The following is a 21318-nucleotide window of genomic DNA, read 5'->3' as shown; positions in this document are numbered from 1 at the left end:
GTCCATCGTGTGACGAGCGTCCTAGGAACCGTGCCTCAGGCGGGGAGTGGTGATGCCTCAACGGGCGGTGCCTGCTTCGCCCGCCAGGAGCCGGCTCGTGAAGCCCGCTCGACACAGGCGCTCGTAGGCAGCCGTCTCCTCATCGGGTACCGGGTCGCCGACGAGGAAGCCCTGAGCTGGATAGATCATCAGGCGCTGCAACGCGCCGACCAGCATGTCGATGACCATGCGGTCGTCCTGGAGGGAGGCCAGGTACTCCTCGAACGTGCTCGGGTCCGACGCGCTCACGAACTCGACCCCCGGCCACAGCTTGCGCGCCGTGGCGTGGGCGCGTCGTTCTTCGTACGGCTTGCTGATCAGCAGGACGGACGAGACCTCGACACCGGCCTCTTCGAGCAGCGCCCGGGAGAAGCGGATGTTCTCGCCCGTGTTGCGAGCGCGCGGTTCCGTGAGCACGGCACTGTCGGGTACGCCGAGTTCGAGTGCCCGCTCCCGATAGTGCACGGCCTCACCGCGGGGCATGCGTGCCAGGGTGGTGCGGCTGGTGGCACCGGTGAAGACGATGAGGGGAGCCATACCCCGCCGGTAGAGACTCACGGCCGCGTCGGCGACCCCGAGGTCATGGCTTCCGAGACCGATCGCCACCGAGCAGGGGCGCGGGTCATGGTGCATCAGGTGGTGGTCCCAGAGGAGTTGGGCGTCCCGCCGCGACTGGTCGGAGATCATCGTGGATCTCCTTCGCCACGAGCCGAGTCCGGAACCTCGAAGTCGTACGACCATCGTCGCGGTTGTGGCCGCGCCCGGAAGCCACGCGGCGAAGGGCGACCCCGAGGCGGAGGGCGCCGACCTCGTGCCCGGTGCGGCGCTTCGCTGGCCGCCGTGTGAGTGCGGGCACTCTCTGTGCCCCGATTACATGGTTCCGGAGAGTGAGGCGTGAGGGTGCGGTCGGGTCCTCCGGTCATTCGGATCGGGATGGTCGTCTTCGATCGAGCCCACGACATGGTCGGCGTCGTTGACGCATTCGGCGGCCAGATGGTCACGTTGTCGCGTCCCACCGGTGTCACTTGGCAGAGCCGGTCGGCAGCCGTGCGGCCCGGCACGGCGTACGAGCGTCGGCAGTTGCGGGCGATCACCGAGCTGTGGAAGCAGCAGCACAAGGGCCTGGCCCGGTGACCGGTCGCGGCATCAGGTGGGGCGGATCCGGCGCCCGGACCCGCCCCACCCGCACGCCGCAGCCCGTCAGGCCGGCAGCCCCAGCTCCCGCGCGATCAGCATCCGCTGCACCTCGCTCGTGCCCTCGCCGATCTCCAGGATCTTGGAGTCGCGCCACATCCGGGCCACCGGGTACTCGTTCATGAAGCCGTAGCCGCCGTGGATCTGAGTCGCCTCGCGGGCGTTGTCCACCGCCACGGTCGAGGAGTACAGCTTGGCGATCGCCGCCTCCTTCTTGAACGGCTCACCCGCCAGCAGCCGAGATGCCGCGTCCCGCCAGCCGATCCGGGCCATGTGGGCCCGCATCTCCATGTCCGCGATCTTGAACTGGATCGCCTGGTTGGCGCCGATCGGCTTCCCGAACGCGTGGCGCTCGGCGGCGTACTTCACCGACTCGTCCACACAGCCCTGCGCGAGGCCCGTCGACAGTGCCGAGATGGCGATCCGGCCCTCGTCCAGGATCCGCAGGAACTGCGCGTAGCCGCGGCCCTCCTCGCCCAGCAGGTTCTCCAGCGGGACGCGGACGTCGGAGAAGGAGAGCTCCCGGGTGTCCGAGGCGTTCCAGCCGACCTTGGAGTACGGGGCGGCGACCGTGAAGCCGGGGGTGCCGGACGGGACGATGATCGCGGAGATGCGCGGGGCGCCGTTCTCCTTGCGACCGGTCACCGCCGTGACCGTCACCAACTCGGTGATGTCCGTGCCGGAGTTGGTGATGAAGCACTTGGAGCCGTTGATCACCCACTCGCCGGTCGCCTCGTCGCGCACCGCCGTCGTCCGGGTGCCGCCCGCGTCCGAACCACCGTCCGGCTCCGTCAGGCCGAACGCGCCGAGCGCCTCGCCCGAGCAGAGCTTCGGCAGCCACTGCCGCTTCTGCTCCTCCGTACCGAAGCGGAACACCGGCATCGCACCGAGTGAGACCCCGGCCTCCAGGGTGATCGCGACCGACGAGTCGACCCGGGCCAGCTCCTCCAGGGCGATACCGAGGGCGAGGTAGTCGCCGCCCATCCCGCCGTACTCCTCCGGGAACGGCAGCCCGAACAGGCCCATCCGTCCCATCTCGCGCACGATCTCGTACGGGAACTCGTGGCGTTCGTAGAAGTCGCCGATCTTCGGCGCGACCACGTCGTGGGCGAACTCCTCGACGGTGCGTCGCAGTTCCTCGTGCTCGGCGGTCAGCCGGTGGTCCAGGGACATCGGGAAATCACTGCTCCTTGTGGGAGAGGGCGCGGACGGTACGGGACGGGCTCGGTCGGCCCAGATGTCCGGCGAGCCACACGCTCGTGGCGGTGAGCTCGTCGAGGTCGACCCCGGTCTCGATGCCGAGGCCGTCGAGCATCCACACGAGATCCTCGGTGGCGAGATTTCCGGTCGCGCTCTTCGCGTACGGGCAGCCGCCGAGGCCGCCCGCGGAGGCGTCCACGGTGGAGACGCCGTGCTGGAGCGCGGCGAGGGTGTTGGACAGCGCCTGTCCGTACGTGTCGTGGAAGTGCACCCCGATCGTGTCGGTGTGCACGCCTTCCTCGTTCAGCTGGGACAGCAGGGTCTGTACGTGGCCGGGCGTCGCGACCCCGATCGTGTCGCCGAGCGAGAGCTCGTCGCAGCCGAGGTCCATCAGCGCCTTCGCGACCCGGACGACCTGGTGGACGGGGACCTGGCCCTCCCAAGGGTCGCCGAAGCACATCGACAGATAGCCGCGCACATGCACCTTGTCCGCCTTGGCGCGGGCGACGACGGGCTCGAACATGGCGAGCGACTCGTCGATCGTGCGGTTGAGGTTGCGGGCCGCGAACGTCTCCGTCGCCGAGCCGAAGACGGCGATCCGGCGCGCCCCGAGTGCCAGCGCCCGGTCGAGCCCCCGCTCGTTCGGCACGAGGACCGGCAACGCCACGTCGCCCACGTCCCCCATGTCGCCGAGCATCGGGAACAGCTGTTCCGCGTCCGCCAGTTGAGGCACCCACTTGGGGTGGACGAAGCTCGTCGCCTCGATCGTGGTCAGGCCGGCGACCGCGAGCCGGCGGATGAACTCCGCCTTCACCTCGGTCGGCACGACCGCCTTCTCGTTCTGCAGCCCGTCACGGGCGCCGACCTCGTGGATACGGACCCGGGCGGGCAGGTCCGGTGCGGCCACGGTCATCGGCAGGGTGCGGTCGGTGGCCGTCATGCTGTCTCCCCGGTGGTGGAGGCCACGGGGACGACCACGGCCAGTACCTGGTCCATGGCCACCGTGGTCCCGGCGGTCACATCGAGCTCGGTCACGGTGCCGGCGTGCGGGGCGGAGATGACGTGCTCCATCTTCATCGCCTCCACGACGAGGAGGCTCTGCCCCGCCGCGACCTCGTCCCCGACGGCCACCTTCACCACGGTCACGGTCCCGGGCATCGGCGCGGCGAGCGTGTCCGCCCCGGAGCGGGCTGCGCCGGACAGCGACGCCTCCACCGGGTCGTGGTCCCGGACGTGCCAGGTGTCGCCGTCCCGGCCCAGCCAGTGGCCTTCCGGGGAGGCGGCGTACGCGAACGTGTGGGTGACACCGGCGAGTTCGAGCGTGATCCGGCCCCCGTCGGCCGACAGGGTCCTGGCCGTCTCCGCGCTGCCGGGCAGCGGGCCCAGCGGACCGCAGGTGCCCGATTCGGGGGCCGGCGGCTGCGCGCCCTCACCGACGTGGCCGAAGGTCAGCTCTACATCCGCGCCGCACGGCCGCAGGCCGACCTGGACCGGGTCGTGGCCGGGGATCCGGAAGTGCCGCACCGTGCGCGCCGGGGTGCCGCCGAGGCGCCAGCCGTCACCGGCCGAGAAGGGGTCGGCCCAGGCTCCGGTGGCTGCGGTCCGGGTGTCGGCGGGGGAGTGCTGCCGCAGCAGCGCCGCGGCCGCGTACACCTCCTCCGGGACCCCGTCCGGGACCAGGGCGTCCACCTCGCGCTCCACCAGGCCGGTGTCCAGCTCGCCCGCCACCACGGCCGGGTGGCCGAGCAGCCGGCGCAGGAAGCCCGCGTTGGTGGGGACGCCGAGGACGACCGTGTCCGCGAGCGCCGCCCGCAGCCGGCGCAGCGCCGTGGCCCGGTCGGGGCCGTACGCGATCACCTTCGACAGCATCGGGTCGTACAGGCTGCCGACCTCGCCGCCCTGGGCGAGCCCCGAGTCCGTCCGCACTCCGCCGCCCTGCGGCTCGTGCAGGGCCAGCACGGCGCCGCCCGAGGGCAGAAAGCCGCGGGCCGGGTCCTCGGCGCAGATCCGGGCCTCGACCGCATGCCCGGTGAGCGTGATGTCGTCCTGCCCGTAGGGGAGTTGCTCACCTGCCGCGACCCGTAGCTGCCACTCCACCAGGTCGAGGCCGGTGATCAGCTCGGTCACCGGGTGCTCGACCTGGAGGCGGGTGTTCATCTCCATGAAGTAGTACGAGGCCGGGTCGTTGCCCGGGACGATGAACTCCACCGTGCCCGCGCCCACGTACCCGCAGGAGCGGGCCGCCTGGACGGCCGCCTCGCCCATCGCCGCGCGCGTCTTCTCGTCGAGGAGTACGGACGGCGCCTCCTCGATGATCTTCTGGTGGCGGCGCTGGAGCGAGCACTCGCGCTCGCCCAGATGCACCACGTTGCCGTGGCCGTCAGCCAGTACCTGGATCTCGATGTGGCGCGGCCGGTCGATCCACCGCTCCACGAGCAGGGTGTCGTCGCCGAACGAGGCACGCGCCTCGCGCCGGGCGGCGGCGATCTCGTCCCCGAGCAGCGCCGCGTCGCGGACCAGGCGCATACCCTTGCCGCCGCCGCCCGCGGAGGGCTTCAGCAGGACCGGCATACCGATCTCATGGGCGGCCTCCGCCAGTTGGCCGTCGGTCAGCTCGCTGCCCGTGGAGCCGGGCACCACCGGGACGCCGGCCGTGGCGACCGTCTCCTTGGCCCGGATCTTGTCGCCCATCAGCGAGATGGCGGCGGCGGGCGGCCCGATGAAGACCAGCCCGGCGTCCGCGCACGCCCGTGCGAAGCCCGCGTTCTCGGCGAGGAAGCCGTAGCCCGGGTGCACGGCCTGCGCGCCCGTGCGGCGGGCCGCCTCCAGCAGCCGGTCCGCGCTCAGATAACTCTCTGCGGCCGGCGCGGGTCCGATCCGTACCGCCGTATCGGCTTCCCGTACATGCCGGGCGTCCGCGTCCGCGTCGCTGAAGACGGCGACGGAGCGCACCCCCAGCTCGCGCAGGGTCCGGATGACCCGGACCGCGATCTCGCCGCGGTTGGCGACGAGAACCGTGTCGAACATCGTCATCAGTTCCTCACATCCGGAAGACGCCGAAGCCGGCATCGCCCAAGGGGGCGTTGGCGCACGCGGTCAGGGCGAGCCCCAGCACCTGCCGGGTCTCCATCGGGTCGATCACGCCGTCGTCCCAGAGCCGGGCGGTGGCGTAGTACGCGTTGCCCTGGGTCTCGTACTGCTCGCGGATCGGGGCCTTGAAGGACTCCTCGTCCTCGGCGCTCCAGTCGTCGCCGAGCTGGTCGCGCTTGACCGTGGCGAGGACGGACGCGGCCTGCTCGCCGCCCATGACGGAGATCTTCGCGTTGGGCCACATCCACAGGAAGCGGGGCGAGTAGGCCCGGCCGCACATCGAGTAGTTGCCCGCGCCGTAGGAACCGCCGACCACCACGGTCAGCTTCGGTACGCGCGTGCAGGCGACGGCGGTGACCATCTTGGCGCCGTGCTTGGCGATGCCGCCCGCCTCGTAGTCGCGGCCGACCATGAAGCCCGAGATGTTCTGCAGGAAGACCAGCGGAATGCCGCGCTGGTCGCACAGCTCGATGAAGTGCGCGCCCTTCTGGGCGGACTCGGAGAACAGGATGCCGTTGTTCGCGACGATGCCGACCGGATGGCCGTGGATGTGCGCGAAGCCGGTGATCAGCGTCGTCCCGTACTCCGCCTTGAACTCGGCGAAGCGCGAGCCGTCGACGACCCGGGCGATCACCTCCCGTACGTCGTACGGGGTGCGCGAGTCGACCGGGACGGCGCCGTACAGACCGGCGGGATCCACCTTCGGCTCGTCGGCCTGCTGCACGGACCACGGCAGCGCGCCCCGGTCCGGCAGGGTGGCCACGATGTTGCGCACGATCCGCAGCGCGTGCGCGTCGTCCTCCGCGAGATGGTCGGTGACCCCCGACGTACGGGAGTGGACCTCGCCGCCGCCCAGCTCCTCGGCGGTCACGACCTCGCCGGTCGCGGCCTTCACCAGCGGCGGCCCGCCCAGGAAGATGGTGCCCTGGTTGCGGACGATCACGGCCTCGTCGCTCATCGCGGGGACGTACGCGCCCCCGGCCGTGCAGGACCCCAGCACCGCAGCGATCTGCGGGATGCCGGCCCCGGACATCCGGGCCTGGTTGTAGAAGATCCGCCCGAAGTGCTCGCGGTCCGGGAACACCTCGTCCTGCATCGGCAGGAAGGCGCCGCCCGAGTCCACCAGGTACAGACAAGGCAGTCGGTTCTCCAGGGCCACCTCCTGGGCCCGCAGGTGCTTCTTCACGGTCATCGGGTAGTACGTGCCGCCCTTGACGGTCGCGTCGTTGGCGACGATCACGCACTCCCGGCCGCTGACCCGGCCGATCCCGGCGATCACCCCGGCGGCCGGTGCGGCGCCCCCGTAGAGCCCCTCGGCCGCCAGCGGGGCCAGCTCCAGGAAGGGCGAGCCCGCATCGAGCAGGGTGTCCACCCGCTCCCGGGGCAGCAGCTTTCCGCGTGCCACATGCCGGGCGCGGGCCTTCTCACCTCCGCCGAGCCTGGCCGTGGCGAGCCGCTTGCGCAGCTCGTCGGTGAGCGCGTGATGCGCCGCCTCGTTGGCCTGCCAGGCCTCCGAGGCGGGATCGGCCGCGCTCGCCAGCACCGGTGCCTGCTGCATCCTGTCGAGCCCCCTTGCCCGTAACGCAGTGGTTAATGGTCGTTAACACCTTCAGGTTAACGACCGCTAACCCCTCTGTCTAGAATGGTTGCTCATGAGCACCCATGCCGCCGCCCGCATCGCGGCCCCCACCCGCCGCGAGCAGATCCTCAAGGAGGCTGCCCGCCTCTTTGCCGAGCGCGGCTTCCACGGCGTCGGCGTCGACGAGATAGGCGCCGCCGTCGGCATCAGCGGCCCCGGCCTCTACCGGCACTTTCCCGGCAAGGATGCGATGCTCGCCGAGCTGCTCGTCGGCATCAGCGAGCGGCTGCTGGCCGGCGGGCAGCAGCGGGTCTCCGAGGACGCCTCCGGCGACGGTTCCCCCGAGGCGCTCCTGGACGCGCTCATCGAGGGTCACATCGACTTCGCGCTCGACGACCGCCCTCTGATCACCCTGCACGACCGCGAGCTGGACCGCCTGCGGGACACCGACCGCAAGCGGGTGCGCAGGCTCCAGCGCGAGTACGTCGAGGTGTGGGTGGCCGTCGTCCGCGACCTCTACCCGGCGCTCCCCGAGCACGAGGCCCGCGCGGCGGTCCACGCCGTCTTCGGCCTGCTGAACTCCACCCCGCACCTCGGCCGCCCCGGGGCCCTGCCCGACCGTACGGACACGGCGGCGCTGCTGCACCGGCTGGCGCGGGGTGCCTTCGCCGCGGCAGGGGCCCGGGAAGAGGCCTGAGCGAGCGCCCCCGGTCAGGAGCCGGCCGCCTCCCGGGCCGACACGGTGACCCGGGCCACCCGCATCGGGTGACCGGCCTCGGTGGCGGGGCCCGCGGTGGCACCGTCGGCCGACGGCAGCGCGCCGCCCATCGCCACGTTCAGGATCAGGAACTGGCCCTTCTTCAGTGCCCGGTCCCAGGTGGCCGCGTCCATGGCGGACGCCCTCACCCGGTGGTACACCCGGCCGTCCAGATACCAGCGCAGCTCCTCGGCGCCGGGTGCGGTGTCGAGCTCCACGGCGTACGAGTGGAACGCGCCGCGGCAGCCGGAGCACTCCTGCCGGGGGCGGGGGTGAACGGGCGCCCAACTTCCGACGGGGTCTCGCGGCAGGTCCGGATCGGGGCCCCGCCGGGCCGGCTGCCGCGCTCATGGAACCACCGGTCCGGCGCCGGACGGCCCGGACCGCCCACCGCTCAATACGACCGGCACACGGCGCACATCCCACGGCACAATGGGTTCATGCCGATACCCAGCCGCTCCGCCCTCGTCGAACATCTCGTCCGCACCCGCATCGCGGGAGATGTCGCGACCCCACGGGACAACAACCTCTCCCACTACCGCAAGCTGGCCAACGGCGACCGCCACTTCTGGCTGGGACTCGAACTCGGCGACCGGTGGCGGGATGAGCAGGACGTCCTGGCGGTCATGGCGGAGCGGTGCGGGGTGAGCGACGACCCGGAGCACCGCTTCGGGCAGGACACGATCGATCCCGAGCTCACCGTCGACGCCCTGGAGCGGGCCGCGGCCCGGCTGCGCAAGGCGGCCGACGGGTCCGAGCGGGTGCTGTTCGCCACCGGCCACCCGGGCGGGCTGCTGGACGTGCACCGGCAGACGGCGGCGGCGCTGCGGGCGGCCGGCTGCGAGATCATGCGGATCCCGGGCGGGCTGACGGCGGACGAGGGCATGGTCTTCCAGTTCGCGGACGTCGCCGTGCAGGAGCGCGGCGCGACCCTCTGGCACACCCACTCCCCGGCCCCCATGGCGGCGATCCTGGACGGCCTGGAGCGGGAGGGGCGCCCCATGCCGGACCTGGTCGTCGCCGACCACGGCTGGGCCGGGTGCGCGGCACAACGCGGACTGGACGCCATCGGATACGCGGACTGCAACGACCCGGCACTCTTCCTGGGGGAGTCCGAGGGCACCCTCCAGGTGGCCGTCCCGCTGGACGACCATGTGCTGGACCCGCGGTTCTACGACCCGATGACCGAGTACCTGCTGGACGCGGCCGGACTGCTCTGAGGGGGCGGCGGGCGGCTCAGGGCCCGGGAGGCGCGGGGGTGGCACGGGCGTACCGCGCGGCGAGTTCGCGCAGGTGGTCCACCAGCTCGGCGGGCTCCGTCACGGTGAAGTCGTGACCGAGCATCCCGAGGTGGACGGCGAGGCTGTCCAGCGAGTCCGCCCCCGTGGCCAGCACGCAGGTGTGCTCGTCGACGGCCTCCACCACGCCCACCGCCGGGTTGATCCGCTCCAGTACGGCTGCCGCCGGCGCGTGCACCGTGACCCGCGCCCGGTGGCGCCAGGCCGCCGCCGACGCCTTGCCCGCCACATAGGCGGCGGCGTCCCCCTCCGGGTCCTCGCGCGGCGCGAAGCGCGGGCCCGACGGCGTGCGCGGCGTGATCCGGTCCACCCGGAACATCCGCCAGTCGTCGCGGTCCACGTCCCACGCGACGAGATACCAGCGGCGCCCCCAGTTGACGACGCGCTGGGGTTCGACCAGCCGGCGGGTCGGCGTCCCGGCATGGTCCCGGTAGTCCAGCCGGAGGCGTTCGCGGTCCCGGCAGGCCGATGTCAGCGTCATCAGGAGCTCGGTGTCGATGCCCGGATCGGCCCGGTCGGCGGGCACCGGCACGGTGTACTGCTGCAGCGCCCGCACCCGGCGGCGCAGCCGCGACGGCAGCACCTGCTCCAGCTTGGCCAGCGCCTGGAGCGAGGTCTCCTCCATGCCCGGCATCGCGCTCCGCGCGACCGTGTGCACGGCGATCGTCACCGCGACCGCCTCGTCGTCCTCCAGCAGCAGCGGCGGCATCGCCGCCCCGGCGGCCAGCCGGTAGCCGCCGGCCGATCCCCGGGTGGCGTCCACCGGGTAGCCGAGGGTGCGCAGCCGCTCGATGTCGTTGCGCACGGTGCGGCCGCTCACCCCCAGCCGTTCGGCGAGTTCGGTGCCCGGCCACTCGCGCGGCGACTGGAGCAGGGACAGCAGTCTGAGCAGGCGTGCGGAGGTTTCCAGCATGGTCCGAACACTGCTCCTTCATTAGGAACGAACCTTTCCTGATGCCATCCTAGAGTTCTGTCCATGGAGAACAGCAGCGCCACCGCAGCCCGCACCGCCCACAACGCAGCCGCCACGGAGATCCGCCCCTTCCGGATCGAGATCCCCCAGGCCGACGTCGACGACCTGCGTCACCGCCTCGCCCGCACCCGCTGGAACACCGGCCTGCCGGGCGTCGAGGGCTGGACGCGGGGCGTGCCCGCCGACTACCTGAAGGACCTGGCCGCGTACTGGGCCGACGGATTCGACTGGCGCGCGGCCGAGGCCCGGCTGAACGAGTTCCCGCAGTTCCTCACCGAGATCGACGGCCAGGACATCCACTTCGCCCAGGTCCGCTCGGCGAAGGCCGACGCCCCCGCGCTGCTGCTGATCCACGACTGGCCCGGCTCGTTCGTCCAGTTCACCGACGTCATCGAACCGCTCTCACGCGACTTCGACGTCATCGTCACCTCGACCCCCGGCGTCGGCTTCTCCGGCCCGCTCACCTCCACCGGCTGGAACACCGGCCGCATCGCCGCGGCGTTCACCACCCTCATGGACCGGCTCGGCTACGCGCACTACGGCGTGCAGGGCAACGGCGGCGGCGCCTGGATCGCCGCGGAGATGGGCCGCCTCGCCCCCGACGCCGTCACCGGCATCCACGTGAACGGCCTGGTCACCTTCCCCTCGGACGACCCGGCGGACTTCGCCGGCCTCACGGAGTCCGAGCAGACCCGGCTGGAGCGCCTGCAGGACTTCCGCGACGACAAGATGGGCTTCAACGCCATCCAGTCGACCCGCCCCGAGACCCTCGCCTTCGGCCTGCACGACTCCCCGGTGGGGCAGCTGGCCTGGATCACCGAGAAGTTCAAGGAGTGGACCGACCCGGCGAGCGAGCTCCCCGAGGACGCCATCGGCCGCGACCACCTGCTGACCAACATCAGCGTGTACTGGTTCACCGGTACGGCGGGCTCGTCCGCGCACCTCTACTACGAGATGGCCCACGACCCGTCCGCGTGGGCGCCGAAGGACCGCGGCACCGTCCCGACCGCCGTGGCGGTCGCCCTGCCGGCCGACGTCGCGATCCGCCGGTTCGCCGAGCGCGACCACCACGTCGTGCGCTGGACCGAGTTCGACCGCGGCGGCAACTTCCTCTCGCTGGAACAGCCCGAGCTGCTGACCGAGGACGTCCGCGCGTTCTTCGCCGGCCTTCGTTAGACCCCGGGGGAACCCTCGCCGGGCCCGGCCGCCGGACTTCCCCAGGCGGCCCGGGCCCGGCGCCGCTGCTCCAGACCCGGCGTCGGGTCCAGGTACACCCGCCGGATCGACGGATACCGCTCCCGCAGCTGCTGCTCCGCCTCCTCGCAGGCCCACTCGACCTGCTCGGCACTGGCCACGTCCCGGAAGTCGACCTTCGCGGCGATCAGGATCTCGGTCGGCCCCTGGATGAGTGTGGTCAGTTCCAGTACGTCGATGATGTGCGGCACCGAGAGCAGCTCCTCGCGCACCCCCGCCCGCATCGACTGCGGAACCGGCCGTCCGATCAGCAGCTGGGCGTTGGACCGGCCGAGCACCCAGGCCACGTACACGAGCAGCGCACCGATCAGGATCGACGCGACCCCGTCCCAGACGCCGGAGCCCGACAGCTGGCCCCCGAGCAGCCCGCCCGCGGCCAGCAGCAGACCCACCAGCGCCGCGGAGTCCTCCATCACGACGGCCTTGACCGCGGTGTCGGGGGTGAGCCGGAAGTAGCGCTTGGCGGGAGTCCCCAGCCGGCCGGCCTCGCCGCGCACCTGCCGCAGCCCGGTGCGCAGGGAGTAGCCCTCCAGCAGGAAGGCCACGGCGAGCACGATGTACGAGACGAGAGGGTCGCCGAGCTCCTCGCCCGCGACCAGGGTGTGGATGCCGTCGTAGACGGAGAAGACTGCGCCGCCGACGAACGTGGCGACGGAGGCCAGCATCGCCCAGATGTACCGCTCGGGGCCGTAGCCCAGCGGGTGTTCCTCGTCGGCGGGCTTCTCGCTGCGCTTGAGCGCGGTGAGCAGCAGCACCTCGGTGACGGTGTCGGCGACCGAGTGGGCCGCCTCGGAGAGCATCGCGCTCGATCCGCTGATCAGCCCCGCGACGGCCTTCGCCACGGCGATGCCGAGGTTGGCGACGGCCGCGACGATGACGGTGAAGGTGGACTCGCCACCGCTCGCCGCCCCGGACCCCTCACCGGACTCCCCACCATCAGCCGCATCGGCTTTCACGTCGCTCATGGTGGGGAGTATGTCGGAATCGGCGGGGTGCGGCCCGTTCAGTCCCCGCGCGGGACCCGGACGACGCCCTCCTGGATGACGGTGATCGCCAGCCGGCCGTCCTGGGTGTAGATACGGGCCTGGCCGAGCCCGCGCCCGCCGGACGCGGACGGTGACTCCTGGTCGTACAGCAGCCATTCGTCGGCCCGGAACGGCCGGTGGAACCACATCGCGTGGTCCAGGCTCGCCCCCACCACGTCGCCGACCGCCCAGCCGCCGCGCCCGTGGGCGAGGAGCACCGAGTCGAGCAGCGTCATGTCGGAGACGTACGTCGCCATGCAGACGTGGAGCAGCGGGTCGTCCGCCAGCTTGCCGTTGGTGCGGAACCACACCTGGGAGCGGGGCTCGCGCGGTTCGCCGACGGTGCCGAACGGCGGGGCGTCCACGTACCGCAGGTCGACAGCGGACCGTGCCTCGATCAGCCGGTCCACGACATCGGGGCTGCTGAACCGGTCCGCGTACCGCGGCAGCATCTCGGCGGCCGTGGGCAGTGTCTCGGGGTCGGGCGCGGCCGGCATGCCGGCCTGGTGCTCCAGCCCTTCCTCGTACGTCTGGAAGGACGCCGAGAGGTGGAAGATCGGCTGCCCGTGCTGGACGGCGACGACCCGCCGGGTGGTGAAGGAACGGCCGTCCCGGATGCGGTCGACGCTGTAGACGATCGGCGCGCCCGGGTCCCCGGCCCGCAGGAAGTACGCGTGCAGGGAGTGGGCGGGCCGGTCCGCGGGGACGGTCCGGCCCGCGGCGACGAGCGCCTGGGCCGCGACCTGTCCGCCGAAGACACGGGGCACGATCGCTGATCGGCTGGTGCCCCGGAAGATGTCCTGCTCGATCTGCTCCAGGTCGAGCAGATCGAGCAGGTCGAGCAGTGGGTCTGGTGCTGCGTTCATGGAAGGAACGTAGCCGCTCTACAGGCCCATGGACTTGGCGATGATCGACTTCATGACCTCGCTGGTGCCGCCGTAGATGCGGTTGACCCGGTTGTCCGCGTACAGGCGGGCGATCGGGTACTCGTTCATGAAGCCGTAGCCGCCGTGCAGCTGGAGGCAGCGGTCGATCACGCGGTGCGCGACCTCGGTGCAGAACAGCTTCGCGGAGGCGGCCTCGGCGGCGGTCAGCTCACCGGCGTCCAGCGCCTCCAGCGCGCGGTCGGCGACGGCCTGGGCCGCGTCCACCTCGGCCTGGCAGGCGGCCAGTTCGAACTTGGTGTTCTGGAACGAGGCGACGGTCTTGCCGAAGACCGTGCGGTCCTGCACGTACTCCTTGGCGAAGCGGACGGCGGCCGCGGCCTGCGCGTACGCACCGAAGGCGATGCCCCAGCGCTCGGAGGCCAGGTTGGTGCCGAGGTAGCCGAAGCCCTTGTTCTCCTCGCCGAGCAGGTCCTCGACCGGGACCTTGACGTCGACGAACGCCAGCTCGGCGGTGTCGGAGACCCGCAGGCCCAGCTTGTCGAGCTTGCGGCCGATCGAGTAGCCCGCGGACTTGGTGTCGACGGCGAAGAGGGAGATGCCGAAGCGGCGGTCGTCCTCGCGCGGGGCGGAGGTACGGGCGCAGACGATCACACGGTCGGCGTGCACGCCGCCGGTGATGAAGGTCTTGGAGCCGTTGAGGACGTAGTGCGTGCCGTCCTCGGAGAGCTTGGCGGTGGTCTTCATGCCCGCGACGTCGGAACCGGTGCCCGGCTCGGTCATCGCGAGGGCCCACATCTCCTCGCCGGTGGTGAACTTCGGCAGCCAGCGCTTCTTCTGCTCGTCGGTGGCGAGCATCTTGATGTAGGGCAGGCCGAGCAGCGTGTGCACGCCGGAGCCGCCGAAGGACACACCCGCGCGGGCGGTCTCCTCGTATATGACGGCTTCGTACTTGTGCGAGTCGATGCCCGCGCCGTCGTACTCCTCGTCCACCGTGATGCCGAAGACACCCAGCTCGCCGAGCTTCAGGTAGAAGTCGCGCGGGGCCTGGCCGGCCGCGAACCAGTCGTCGTACACGGGCACGACCTCGGCCGCGATGAAGGCGCGGATGGTCTCCCGGAACGCCTCGTGGTCCTCGTTGAATACCGTACGGCGCACGGGGTGCCTCCCTGGTCGGCTTCGCTGGGCTTGGCTAAGCGCTTGCTCAGCCTTGGTTAAAAGTTACCCGGCGGTCACCGAAGCTGTCCAGGGTGATGCTGAGCACGCCGAAGGTGATGCTGAGCACGCCGAAGGTGATGCTGAGCACGCCGAAGGGGAGGGTGCCGACCGCCCCTCCCCGGTCCCTGGCGCCGGCCCCCTCAGATGCCGAACCGGGCGGCGATCCCGTCCAGCACGCAGTCCAGGCCCGTCTCGAACGCCCAGGTCGCGTCGTCCTTGCGGGTGGCCCGCAGCCCGTAGCGCTTGTACGTGGGATAGCGGCCGGTGTCCATCAGGTACATCATCTGCGGCGCCAGGCCCAGCCGGGTCTCGTCGCCGGACGACCAGCCCGCCGACTCCGTCCACTCCCGCAGGGCCACCTCCGACTGACCCGCACCGTGCGCGAAGGCGCTGACCGTTCGGAACGCGACCATCATCGCGTCCTCGTCGAGGCCGAGTCCGTCGAGCGCCGCCAGCTGCCGTTCGGCGATGGCCAGCCGGCCGGGCGTGAGCACGAAGAGATGGGTGGGCAGCTGCCCCACCCACGGGTGCCGCAGCATCGTGTCCCGGGTCAGCAGCCCGAACGTGCGCAGCACCTCGCGCCACTGGGTCACCTCGTCGGGGATCCGCATCTCCGTGGCCACCCGCTCGGCCATCAGCGCCCACAGGTCGTCCTTGCCGGAGACGTGACGGTAGGCGGCCATGGGGGCGACGCCCAGTTCCGTGGCGAGCCTGCGCATGGTGACGGCGGCGAAGCCCTCCGCGTCGGCGATCTCCACGGCGACGGCCCCGATCCGCTCCAGGGTGAGCGAGGCGCGGGGTGCGGCCGCCGGCTGCTCCAGGCGTTGCCAGAGGGACGTGTCCGGCCCCGTCCTGCTGCCCGTCCGGCCGTCCTTGCCGCTGTCCTTCTTCTGGCCGGCCATGGACGGGCTCCTCTCGATAGGCGGTCAGCGTACAGCGTATCCGTCAGTAGACGACGTACACATGGACGTGTACGTTGTACGCCACGGGATACGCAGTACACATCCACTGCTTCCGATCGCCGCTTCCTCATTCATTGCTTCCAGGGGGACCCATGACCAGCACCCGCCCGCATCTCCGCGTCGCCGTCGTCGTCGGCAGCACCCGCGAGGGCCGCTTCGCTCCCGTCGTCATCCAGTGGCTGAAGGGACACCTGTCCCAGCGCGACGACATGACGACGGATGTCGTGGACCTCGCCGAGACCCCGCTGCCCACCGTCCTGCCCGCGTTCGGGCAGCCGCCGGCGCCGGGTACGGAGGAGGCCCTCGCCCTGGTGTCACCGCGCCTCGCGGCAGCCGACGCGTTCGTCTTCGTCACACCGGAGTACAACCACAGCTTTCCCGCGTCGCTGAAGAACGCCATCGACTGGCACAACGAGCAGTGGCACGCCAAGCCGATCGCCTTCGTCTCCTACGGCGGCCTCTCCGGCGGCCTGCGCGCCGTGGAACAGCTCCGCGTCGTCATGGCCGAGCTGAACGCCACGACCATCCGCAACACGGTCAGCTTCCACAACGCCTACGGACTGTTCGGTACGGACGGCACCGTCGACGACGCCCAGGTCGACGCGGCGGCCAAGGCGCTGCTGGACCAGCTGGCCTGGTGGGCGCACGCGCTGCGGGACGCCAGGGCCGCAGCCCCGTACGCGGCCTGACGACTCATCACCGGATACGGGGCGACCATGAGCCAGCACACGAGCGACACGCACGACCGGCAAGGACCTGAGGCCACCGAGCCACCCGCCGACGAGAGCGGAGGCCCGTCGAAACTCGTCCTGTTCGGCCTCCTCCTCGGTCTGATGCTCGGCCTGCTCGACGGCACGATCGTCGGCACCGCCCTGCCCACGATCGTCGGCGACCTGGGAGGCCTCGACCACCTGTCCTGGGTGGTGACCGCCTATCTGCTGACCGCCTCCCTCTCCACTCCCATCTGGGGCAAGCTCGGCGACCTGTACGGGCGCAAGGGCAGCTTCATCTGGTCGATCACGGTGTTCCTCGCGGGCTCCGTACTCTCCGGGCTCGCCCAGGACATGGGCCAGCTCATCGCCTTCCGGGCCGTGCAGGGACTCGGCGCGGGCGGCCTCATGGTCGGCGCGATCTCCATCATCGGTGTCATGCTGCCGCCCTCCCAGGCGGGCCGCTCGCAGGCGATGATCGGGGCCATGATGCCGGTCGCGCTGGTCGGCGGGCCGCTGCTCGGCGGCCTCCTCACCGACCAGCTGAACTGGCGCTGGGTCTTCTACGTCAACGTCCCGATCGGCGCGCTCGCCCTGCTCGTCGTCGGGCTGCGCCTGCGCCTGCACACCGAGCGGGTCAAGGCGCAGATCGACTACGCGGGGGCCGGCCTGCTCTGCGCCGCCATCCTGGCCCTCACCCTGCTGGGCAGCTGGGGCGGTACGACGTACGCCTGGTCGTCACCGCAGATCATCGGCCTAGGCGTGACCGGCGCCGTCGCCCTGGCCTGGTTCGCCCGGGTCGAGCGGCGTGCCGCCGAACCGATCATCCCGCCCCGGCTGTTCGCCGACCGCAACTTCACGGTCGCCCAGGTGCTCACGTTCCTGGCGGGCGCCGCCATGCTCGGGGCGTCCGCCTACCTGCCGCAGTACATGCAGTTCGTCCGCGGCGCGTCCTCGACGGCCAGTGGCATGCTGCTGCTCCCGCTGATGGCGGGGATGTTCGGCGCGCAACTCCTGATCGGGCGGCTCCTCGCCAACGGCGGCCGCTACCGCCCCTATCCCATCCTCGGCGGTGCACTGACGGTCGTGGGCGCGCTTGCGCTGCTGACGACCGGCACCACGACTCCCACGGCGGCGACCTCCGCACTGACTCTCGTGCTGGGCGCAGGCATGGGCCTGCTGATGCAGAGCACGCTGCTCGTCACCATCAACAGCGCGACGCCGCGCGACATGGGCGCCGCCACGGGAACCGCCACCCTCGTCCGCACGATCGGGAGTTCGCTGGGCATCGCGGTGCTCGGCGCCGTGTACACGAGCCGGGTCCACTCGGCCGGTATGCCCGAAGGCGGTACGGCCTGGACGCCCGAGGCGGTGCGCGGGATGCCGGACGAGGTCCGGGACGCGGTACGGACAGCGGTCACCGAGGGCCTGCACGGGGTGCTGCTCGGCGCCGCGCTGCTCGGGGCCGTGATCTTCCTGGCGGCCTGGCTGATGCGGGAGGTCCCGCTTCGGAGGGAGTGACGAGGCCGGGGGATCCGCCCGCCCGGCCGTGCGCAGGGGGATCCGATAGCGTCGCGTGCCCGATACGGCAAGGGTGGCGATTCAGCCGTACGGCCGGGAGGAATCGGTCCATCCGGCCATATGGGCTGGGCAGCCGGCCGCTCGGTACGCAAGCTGTTGGTGTCAGGTGGCCACGGAAACCGGCGGCCACACAGGTCCCGCCCGAGGCGGGACAGGCATCTTCAACGGGGGATCACATGAAGAAGGTCATGACACGTCCGCGCGCCCTGATCGTGGGCGGAGCGCTGCTGGCCGGGGCGCTGACGGCGACTGCGGGGACCGCGACCGCGGCTCCGCAGCCGTCGGGGGACACGGCCGTGAGTACGAGCCGGGCGGCGGCAGTTGCGGCGCCGTCGGCCACGGCGGCGTCCTACACGGTCAACGTGTGGGCGAGAGTCAACCATCGCACGGGTCCGCACACGGCATCGTCCCTGATCGGGACCCTGGGGACGGGTAACCACGCGGCGCTGTGCTGGACCTACGGCGACACCGTGACCGCCGAGGGCGTCACGCACAACATCTGGATCAAGGTGTACAACTACGCCGCCGAGAAGTGGGGCTACTCCAGTGGCATCTACTTCACGGGCGACAAGCGCGGCAACCTGCCGTTGAGCGCTCAGTGCTGATCCACGGCATCTCCGCCTGACCGTTCGCCGGGGAGTCCGTCGCCGCAGGATTCACTGCGGGGGCGGGCTCCTCGTCGTAGCGGGTGGCGGCTGCTCGTTGTGCCGTCCCGGGAAGCGGAATCTGAAACGGAACGGGAAGCGGAACAGGAATGGCTCAAAGAGGCCGCCGGCTCAGCGTGCAGTGTCCGTACTCCTTCGGCGCTGCCCTGAGCAGAGCTGCGTCCCCGGAGGCGGCGCGGGATACGTCTCGCGGCCGGCCCGACGGGCCCACCGGGTCTCCGGACCCCACCGAGTGCTGAGCCTGACCTGACGGCGGCCCGGTCGGTGACCGGGCCGCCAGGACCGTGTGCGGCGCGGTCATCCGCAGCAGGGCAGCCCTCAGCGGGCCGCCGCGAAAGCGTCGACGCCCGTGAGGTCGGCCGACAACGCCCAAAGCCGGGCGGCCTGTTCGGGGTCGGTCGAGTGGGCGTGCACGCCGCCTTCCGTTCCATCGGCGGCCGGCTCGGCGATGTCGCAGTCCTCGCAGTACACGCCGCCCATGCCCGCCAGTTGGGGAGAGGCCGCCGCCCAGACCTGCGTTGCCGCGCCCTGGCCGGGCGTCTTGAAGGTGGGATCGGTCGGGGTGCCGTTCTCGTCGATCCAGCCCGCGTCGACCATGTCCGCCTTCGCGAGGTGGCGTTGGAGCGGGGTGAGGATGCTGCCCGGATGCACGGCGAAGGCCCGGACTCCGGCGTCGCGGCCGAGTGCGTCGAGGTGTACGGCGAACAGTACGTTGGCCGCCTTCGCCTGCCCGTACGCCGCCCATCTGTCGTAGCCGCGCTCGAAGTGCACGTCGTCCCAGCGCATCCCCATGCCGTGGGCACCGGAGGACACGGCGACCACGCGCGCGCCACCGCGGGCGATCGCCGGCCAGAGGTGGTTGATCAGCGCGTAGTGACCGAGGTGGTTAATGGCGAACTGTGCCTCCCACCCCGGGCCGACCCGTGTCTCGGGGCAGGCCATGATCCCGGCGTTGTTGATCACGATGTCGATGTCGCGCCCGGAGGCCAGGAACCGCTCGGCGAAACCGCGGACGCTGTCGAGGTCGGCCAGGTCGAGGTCGTCGGTCTCCACGCCGTCGATGCCCTCGACCGCCTCCTGAGCGACCGCCCGTCGCCGGGCGGGGACGACGACGCGGGCTCCGGCAGCCGCCAGTGCACGGGTTGCCTCCAGGCCGAGCCCCGAGTAACCACCGGTGACGATCGCGGTGCTGCCGGACAGATCGATCCCGCTCAGGACGTCTTCCGCGGTGCTGCGGGCGCCGAAGCCCGATCCGATCTTGTGCTGAGGTGTCGTCATGAGGGGGACGCTAGATGCTGGAACGCACTCTAAGTCAAGGGCGGTTGGCGGCCAGCGGCCGCGCGGGCCGCGGCTCACTCCTGCCGAAGGGCGAGCCACAACTCCGTACGTACGTCCATGTCGTCCAGGTCCACGCCCAGCAACACCGCGCACCGCGCGATGCGTTGACGGACGGTGTTGCGGTGGACGGACAGGGCCACCGCCGTACGGTCCCAGCTGCCGTGCAGGGAGAGCCAGCAGCGCAGGGTCTCGGCGAGCGGCGCGGTGAGCGGGGCGAGGAGAGCACGGGCGTGAGCGGCCGCCGGGCCGGGCGGGAGCAGGGCGGCGAGACCGGTGACCGGCGTGTCCACGGCCAGCGGGGTGCGGGTCGCCTCCGCCCGGCCGAGTGCCCGCGCTGCCTGGGTGTCGGCGGCGTCCAGGGCGTCGGCCGGGGCGGGGGCCGAGGCACCGAGCGTCCAGCCCGGCTGCTGGGTGATCCGGTCACCGCCGGGGACCAGGACCCGTACCGCCTCGGCGCCCCGGCCCGCGTCCACGAGCGCCGAGCCCAGGGCGGCGCCGAGTGCGCCCGCCGCGAGCGGGTCCACCGCTTCGCCGCCGCTGCGGCGCGCGTGCACCACCGTCCACCGCCCGTCGCCGCCCAGCAGCGGCGCGACGTCCGCCGGGTCCGCGCCCAGGAGCAGCCGGACCAGTGCCGCCGAGCGGCCGGCCTCGTCGGCGCCCTGGTGTGGGGCGGCCAGCAGGGAGAGCAGGACGACCGCGACCCCGGCGATGGTGTGGTCGCCCGGCTCGCGGTGGTCCGTCGCCAGGGTCAGGGCGAGTCCCTGCCCGCCGCCCAGCGCGTACGCCGACAGGTGGGCGGCGCCCGCGGTGTCGGTGGCCGATGCGGGGGCGGGGCGGACGGACGGGGCGACCACCCGGGAGAGCCTGGCCAGCGCCGCCCGCACCTGCGGGGACGGCGGCCGGCCCGCCGCGTGGAGCTCCTCGCCCTCGGCCGTCAGCAGGGCGGCCCGCCCCGACAGCCGGACCGCCAGCTGGTGCAGCACCGCGGGAACCGGGTCCGGGCGGGCCGCCGCCGTCGCCAGCGCCTGCTGGGCACGGGTCACCCGGCGCAGCTCACGGTGGCGGGCCTCGGCCATCAGCGCCCAGACCGCCCGCGCGATCGCGGTGAACGGGGTCCCGGGCGGCACCTCCACCAGCGGCAGCCCATGGCGGTCGCACGCCGCCACCAGCTCCGGTGGCACCGTGTCGTGCACCGGCCGCACCCCGAAACCGAGCGCCGCCGCCCCCGCCTCCACCAGCCGGGCCACATAGGTGTCCGGGTCCGTGAGCAGCACCCCGGCGCTCAGCAGCAGCTCACCGCCGAGGAGATACGGGTACGGGTCCGCCATCTCCGAGGTGTGCACCCACAGCAGCTCGGCATCGGCCGGCCCCGCGATCCTGCGCAGCCCGAGCTCCTCCAGGGCCAGCAGCCCGGCCAGCGGAACGGGCGGGGTGGGCGGTCCCGCGGGGGCGTCGGGCGGGGTGGGCGGTCCCGCGGGGGCGTGGGGCATGGATGTTTCATCCGTTCGGCGAGGCAAGAATGGATGAAACATACACTTCAGGGTTGCCGCC

General features: G+C 71.9%; 19 protein-coding genes and 1 pseudogene. 7 read left to right on the top strand and 13 right to left on the bottom strand.

Going from position 1 to position 21318, the window contains the following annotated elements:
- Nucleotides 1–57: 57 nt before the first annotated feature.
- Nucleotides 58–726 (bottom strand): YdcF family protein, encoded by a 669-nt coding sequence (locus SH922_RS13775; RefSeq protein WP_393058253.1) that lies wholly within the window; start codon nt 724–726, stop codon nt 58–60.
- 246 nt (nt 727–972) lie between these two features.
- Between SH922_RS13775 and SH922_RS13770 the strand changes: the two genes are divergently transcribed.
- Complete coding sequence (locus SH922_RS13770) at nt 973–1173, top strand: hypothetical protein (protein WP_393058252.1); 201 nt, start codon at nt 973–975, stop codon at nt 1171–1173.
- Between the two features lie 66 nt (nt 1174–1239).
- Here the strand turns inward: SH922_RS13770 and SH922_RS13765 are convergent, their stop codons facing one another.
- From SH922_RS13765 to SH922_RS13750, 4 genes are read right to left on the bottom strand one after another with little or no spacing between them, the layout of a single operon-like run.
- On the bottom strand, nt 1240–2406 hold the full coding sequence (locus tag SH922_RS13765) for an acyl-CoA dehydrogenase family protein (protein ID WP_393058251.1): 1167 nt from the start codon (nt 2404–2406) through the stop codon (nt 1240–1242).
- Nucleotides 2407–2413: 7 nt separating this feature from the next.
- Nucleotides 2414–3373: a hydroxymethylglutaryl-CoA lyase gene (locus SH922_RS13760; RefSeq protein WP_393058250.1), complete on the bottom strand. Its 960-nt coding sequence runs from the start codon at nt 3371–3373 to the stop codon at nt 2414–2416.
- On the bottom strand, nt 3370–5460 hold the full coding sequence (locus SH922_RS13755; RefSeq protein WP_393063558.1) for a biotin carboxylase N-terminal domain-containing protein: 2091 nt from the start codon (nt 5458–5460) through the stop codon (nt 3370–3372). Before SH922_RS13755 ends, SH922_RS13760 begins: the two co-directional genes overlap by 4 nt.
- A gap of 13 nt (nt 5461–5473) precedes the next feature.
- Complete coding sequence (locus SH922_RS13750; RefSeq protein ID WP_393058249.1) at nt 5474–7081, bottom strand: carboxyl transferase domain-containing protein; 1608 nt, start codon at nt 7079–7081, stop codon at nt 5474–5476.
- Between the two features lie 94 nt (nt 7082–7175).
- Here SH922_RS13750 and SH922_RS13745 point away from each other — a divergent pair, with 94 nt between their 5' ends.
- Nucleotides 7176–7799 (top strand): TetR/AcrR family transcriptional regulator, encoded by a 624-nt coding sequence (locus SH922_RS13745; RefSeq protein WP_393058248.1) that lies wholly within the window; start codon nt 7176–7178, stop codon nt 7797–7799.
- Between the two features lie 14 nt (nt 7800–7813).
- On the opposite strand, the pseudogene SH922_RS13740 reads toward SH922_RS13745, so the two are convergent.
- A pseudogene (locus SH922_RS13740) lies at nt 7814–8125 on the bottom strand (acyltransferase); the annotation flags it as partial.
- A gap of 174 nt (nt 8126–8299) precedes the next feature.
- On the opposite strand from SH922_RS13740, the gene SH922_RS13735 reads away from it, so the two are divergent.
- The gene (locus SH922_RS13735) at nt 8300–9079 is read left to right on the top strand and encodes a phosphatase (RefSeq protein WP_393058247.1); all 780 of its coding nucleotides are present in this window, start codon (nt 8300–8302) and stop codon (nt 9077–9079) included.
- 16 nt (nt 9080–9095) lie between these two features.
- Here the strand turns inward: SH922_RS13735 and SH922_RS13730 are convergent, their stop codons facing one another.
- Nucleotides 9096–10070, bottom strand: coding sequence for a helix-turn-helix transcriptional regulator (locus SH922_RS13730; RefSeq protein WP_393058246.1), 975 nt, complete (start codon nt 10068–10070; stop codon nt 9096–9098).
- A 63-nt stretch (nt 10071–10133) separates the two neighbouring features.
- On the opposite strand from SH922_RS13730, the gene SH922_RS13725 reads away from it, so the two are divergent.
- Nucleotides 10134–11306, top strand: a complete 1173-nt coding sequence (locus SH922_RS13725) for an epoxide hydrolase family protein (protein WP_393058245.1) — start codon at nt 10134–10136, stop codon at nt 11304–11306.
- Here the strand turns inward: SH922_RS13725 and SH922_RS13720 are convergent.
- The 4 genes from SH922_RS13720 to SH922_RS13705 form a co-directional block, all read right to left on the bottom strand.
- The gene (locus tag SH922_RS13720) at nt 11303–12349 is read right to left on the bottom strand and encodes a cation diffusion facilitator family transporter (protein WP_393058244.1); all 1047 of its coding nucleotides are present in this window, start codon (nt 12347–12349) and stop codon (nt 11303–11305) included. The genes SH922_RS13725 and SH922_RS13720 overlap by 4 nt on opposite strands.
- A 38-nt stretch (nt 12350–12387) precedes the next feature.
- Entirely contained in the window at nt 12388–13275 is an 888-nt protein-coding gene (locus tag SH922_RS13715) for an acyl-CoA thioesterase (protein ID WP_393058243.1), read from the bottom strand.
- Nucleotides 13276–13293: 18 nt separating this feature from the next.
- Nucleotides 13294–14451, bottom strand: a complete 1158-nt coding sequence (locus SH922_RS13710) for an acyl-CoA dehydrogenase family protein (RefSeq protein ID WP_393058242.1) — start codon at nt 14449–14451, stop codon at nt 13294–13296.
- 200 nt (nt 14452–14651) lie between these two features.
- Entirely contained in the window at nt 14652–15413 is a 762-nt protein-coding gene (locus SH922_RS13705) for a TetR/AcrR family transcriptional regulator (RefSeq protein ID WP_393058241.1), read from the bottom strand.
- A 152-nt stretch (nt 15414–15565) separates the two neighbouring features.
- On the opposite strand from SH922_RS13705, the gene SH922_RS13700 reads away from it, so the two are divergent.
- The 3 genes from SH922_RS13700 (at nt 15566) to SH922_RS13690 (ending at nt 18369) form a co-directional block, all read left to right on the top strand.
- Nucleotides 15566–16162 (top strand): NADPH-dependent FMN reductase, encoded by a 597-nt coding sequence (locus SH922_RS13700; protein WP_393058240.1) that lies wholly within the window; start codon nt 15566–15568, stop codon nt 16160–16162.
- 27 nt (nt 16163–16189) lie between these two features.
- On the top strand, nt 16190–17704 hold the full coding sequence (locus SH922_RS13695) for an MDR family MFS transporter (RefSeq protein ID WP_393058239.1): 1515 nt from the start codon (nt 16190–16192) through the stop codon (nt 17702–17704).
- A 248-nt stretch (nt 17705–17952) separates the two neighbouring features.
- Entirely contained in the window at nt 17953–18369 is a 417-nt protein-coding gene (locus SH922_RS13690; RefSeq protein ID WP_393058238.1) for a hypothetical protein, read from the top strand.
- Nucleotides 18370–18747: 378 nt separating this feature from the next.
- Here SH922_RS13690 and SH922_RS13685 read toward each other — a convergent pair whose 3' ends face one another.
- Nucleotides 18748–19707, bottom strand: coding sequence for an SDR family NAD(P)-dependent oxidoreductase (locus tag SH922_RS13685; protein ID WP_393058237.1), 960 nt, complete (start codon nt 19705–19707; stop codon nt 18748–18750).
- 74 nt (nt 19708–19781) lie between these two features.
- Entirely contained in the window at nt 19782–21257 is a 1476-nt protein-coding gene (locus tag SH922_RS13680; protein ID WP_393058236.1) for a PucR family transcriptional regulator, read from the bottom strand.
- Nucleotides 21258–21318: the final 61 nt, after the last annotated feature.

The sequence above is a fragment of the Streptomyces sp. LN549 genome, from assembly GCF_043203805.1.
In the GTDB taxonomy this organism is placed as follows: domain Bacteria; phylum Actinomycetota; class Actinomycetes; order Streptomycetales; family Streptomycetaceae; genus Streptomyces.
Note: the sequence above shows the minus strand (reverse complement) of the source record. Positions and strands in the feature narration are given on the sequence as shown.

Bases quoted from the DNA above. Each gene is read 5' to 3' on its own strand.
- SH922_RS13775 (WP_393058253.1), bottom strand. From the start codon at position 726: ATGATCTCCGACCAGTCGCGGCGGGACGCCCAACTCCTCTGGGACCAC.
- SH922_RS13770 (WP_393058252.1), top strand. From the start codon at position 973: ATGGTCGTCTTCGATCGAGCCCACGACATGGTCGGCGTCGTTGACGCA.
- SH922_RS13765 (WP_393058251.1), bottom strand. From the start codon at position 2,406: ATGTCCCTGGACCACCGGCTGACCGCCGAGCACGAGGAACTGCGACGC.
- SH922_RS13760 (WP_393058250.1), bottom strand. From the start codon at position 3,373: ATGACGGCCACCGACCGCACCCTGCCGATGACCGTGGCCGCACCGGAC.
- SH922_RS13755 (WP_393063558.1), bottom strand. From the start codon at position 5,460: ATGTTCGACACGGTTCTCGTCGCCAACCGCGGCGAGATCGCGGTCCGG.
- SH922_RS13750 (WP_393058249.1), bottom strand. From the start codon at position 7,081: ATGCAGCAGGCACCGGTGCTGGCGAGCGCGGCCGATCCCGCCTCGGAG.
- SH922_RS13745 (WP_393058248.1), top strand. From the start codon at position 7,176: ATGAGCACCCATGCCGCCGCCCGCATCGCGGCCCCCACCCGCCGCGAG.
- SH922_RS13735 (WP_393058247.1), top strand. From the start codon at position 8,300: ATGCCGATACCCAGCCGCTCCGCCCTCGTCGAACATCTCGTCCGCACC.
- SH922_RS13730 (WP_393058246.1), bottom strand. From the start codon at position 10,070: ATGCTGGAAACCTCCGCACGCCTGCTCAGACTGCTGTCCCTGCTCCAG.
- SH922_RS13725 (WP_393058245.1), top strand. From the start codon at position 10,134: ATGGAGAACAGCAGCGCCACCGCAGCCCGCACCGCCCACAACGCAGCC.
- SH922_RS13720 (WP_393058244.1), bottom strand. From the start codon at position 12,349: ATGAGCGACGTGAAAGCCGATGCGGCTGATGGTGGGGAGTCCGGTGAG.
- SH922_RS13715 (WP_393058243.1), bottom strand. From the start codon at position 13,275: ATGAACGCAGCACCAGACCCACTGCTCGACCTGCTCGATCTGCTCGAC.
- SH922_RS13705 (WP_393058241.1), bottom strand. From the start codon at position 15,413: ATGGCCGGCCAGAAGAAGGACAGCGGCAAGGACGGCCGGACGGGCAGC.
- SH922_RS13700 (WP_393058240.1), top strand. From the start codon at position 15,566: ATGACCAGCACCCGCCCGCATCTCCGCGTCGCCGTCGTCGTCGGCAGC.
- SH922_RS13695 (WP_393058239.1), top strand. From the start codon at position 16,190: ATGAGCCAGCACACGAGCGACACGCACGACCGGCAAGGACCTGAGGCC.
- SH922_RS13690 (WP_393058238.1), top strand. From the start codon at position 17,953: ATGACACGTCCGCGCGCCCTGATCGTGGGCGGAGCGCTGCTGGCCGGG.
- SH922_RS13685 (WP_393058237.1), bottom strand. From the start codon at position 19,707: ATGACGACACCTCAGCACAAGATCGGATCGGGCTTCGGCGCCCGCAGC.
- SH922_RS13680 (WP_393058236.1), bottom strand. From the start codon at position 21,257: ATGCCCCACGCCCCCGCGGGACCGCCCACCCCGCCCGACGCCCCCGCG.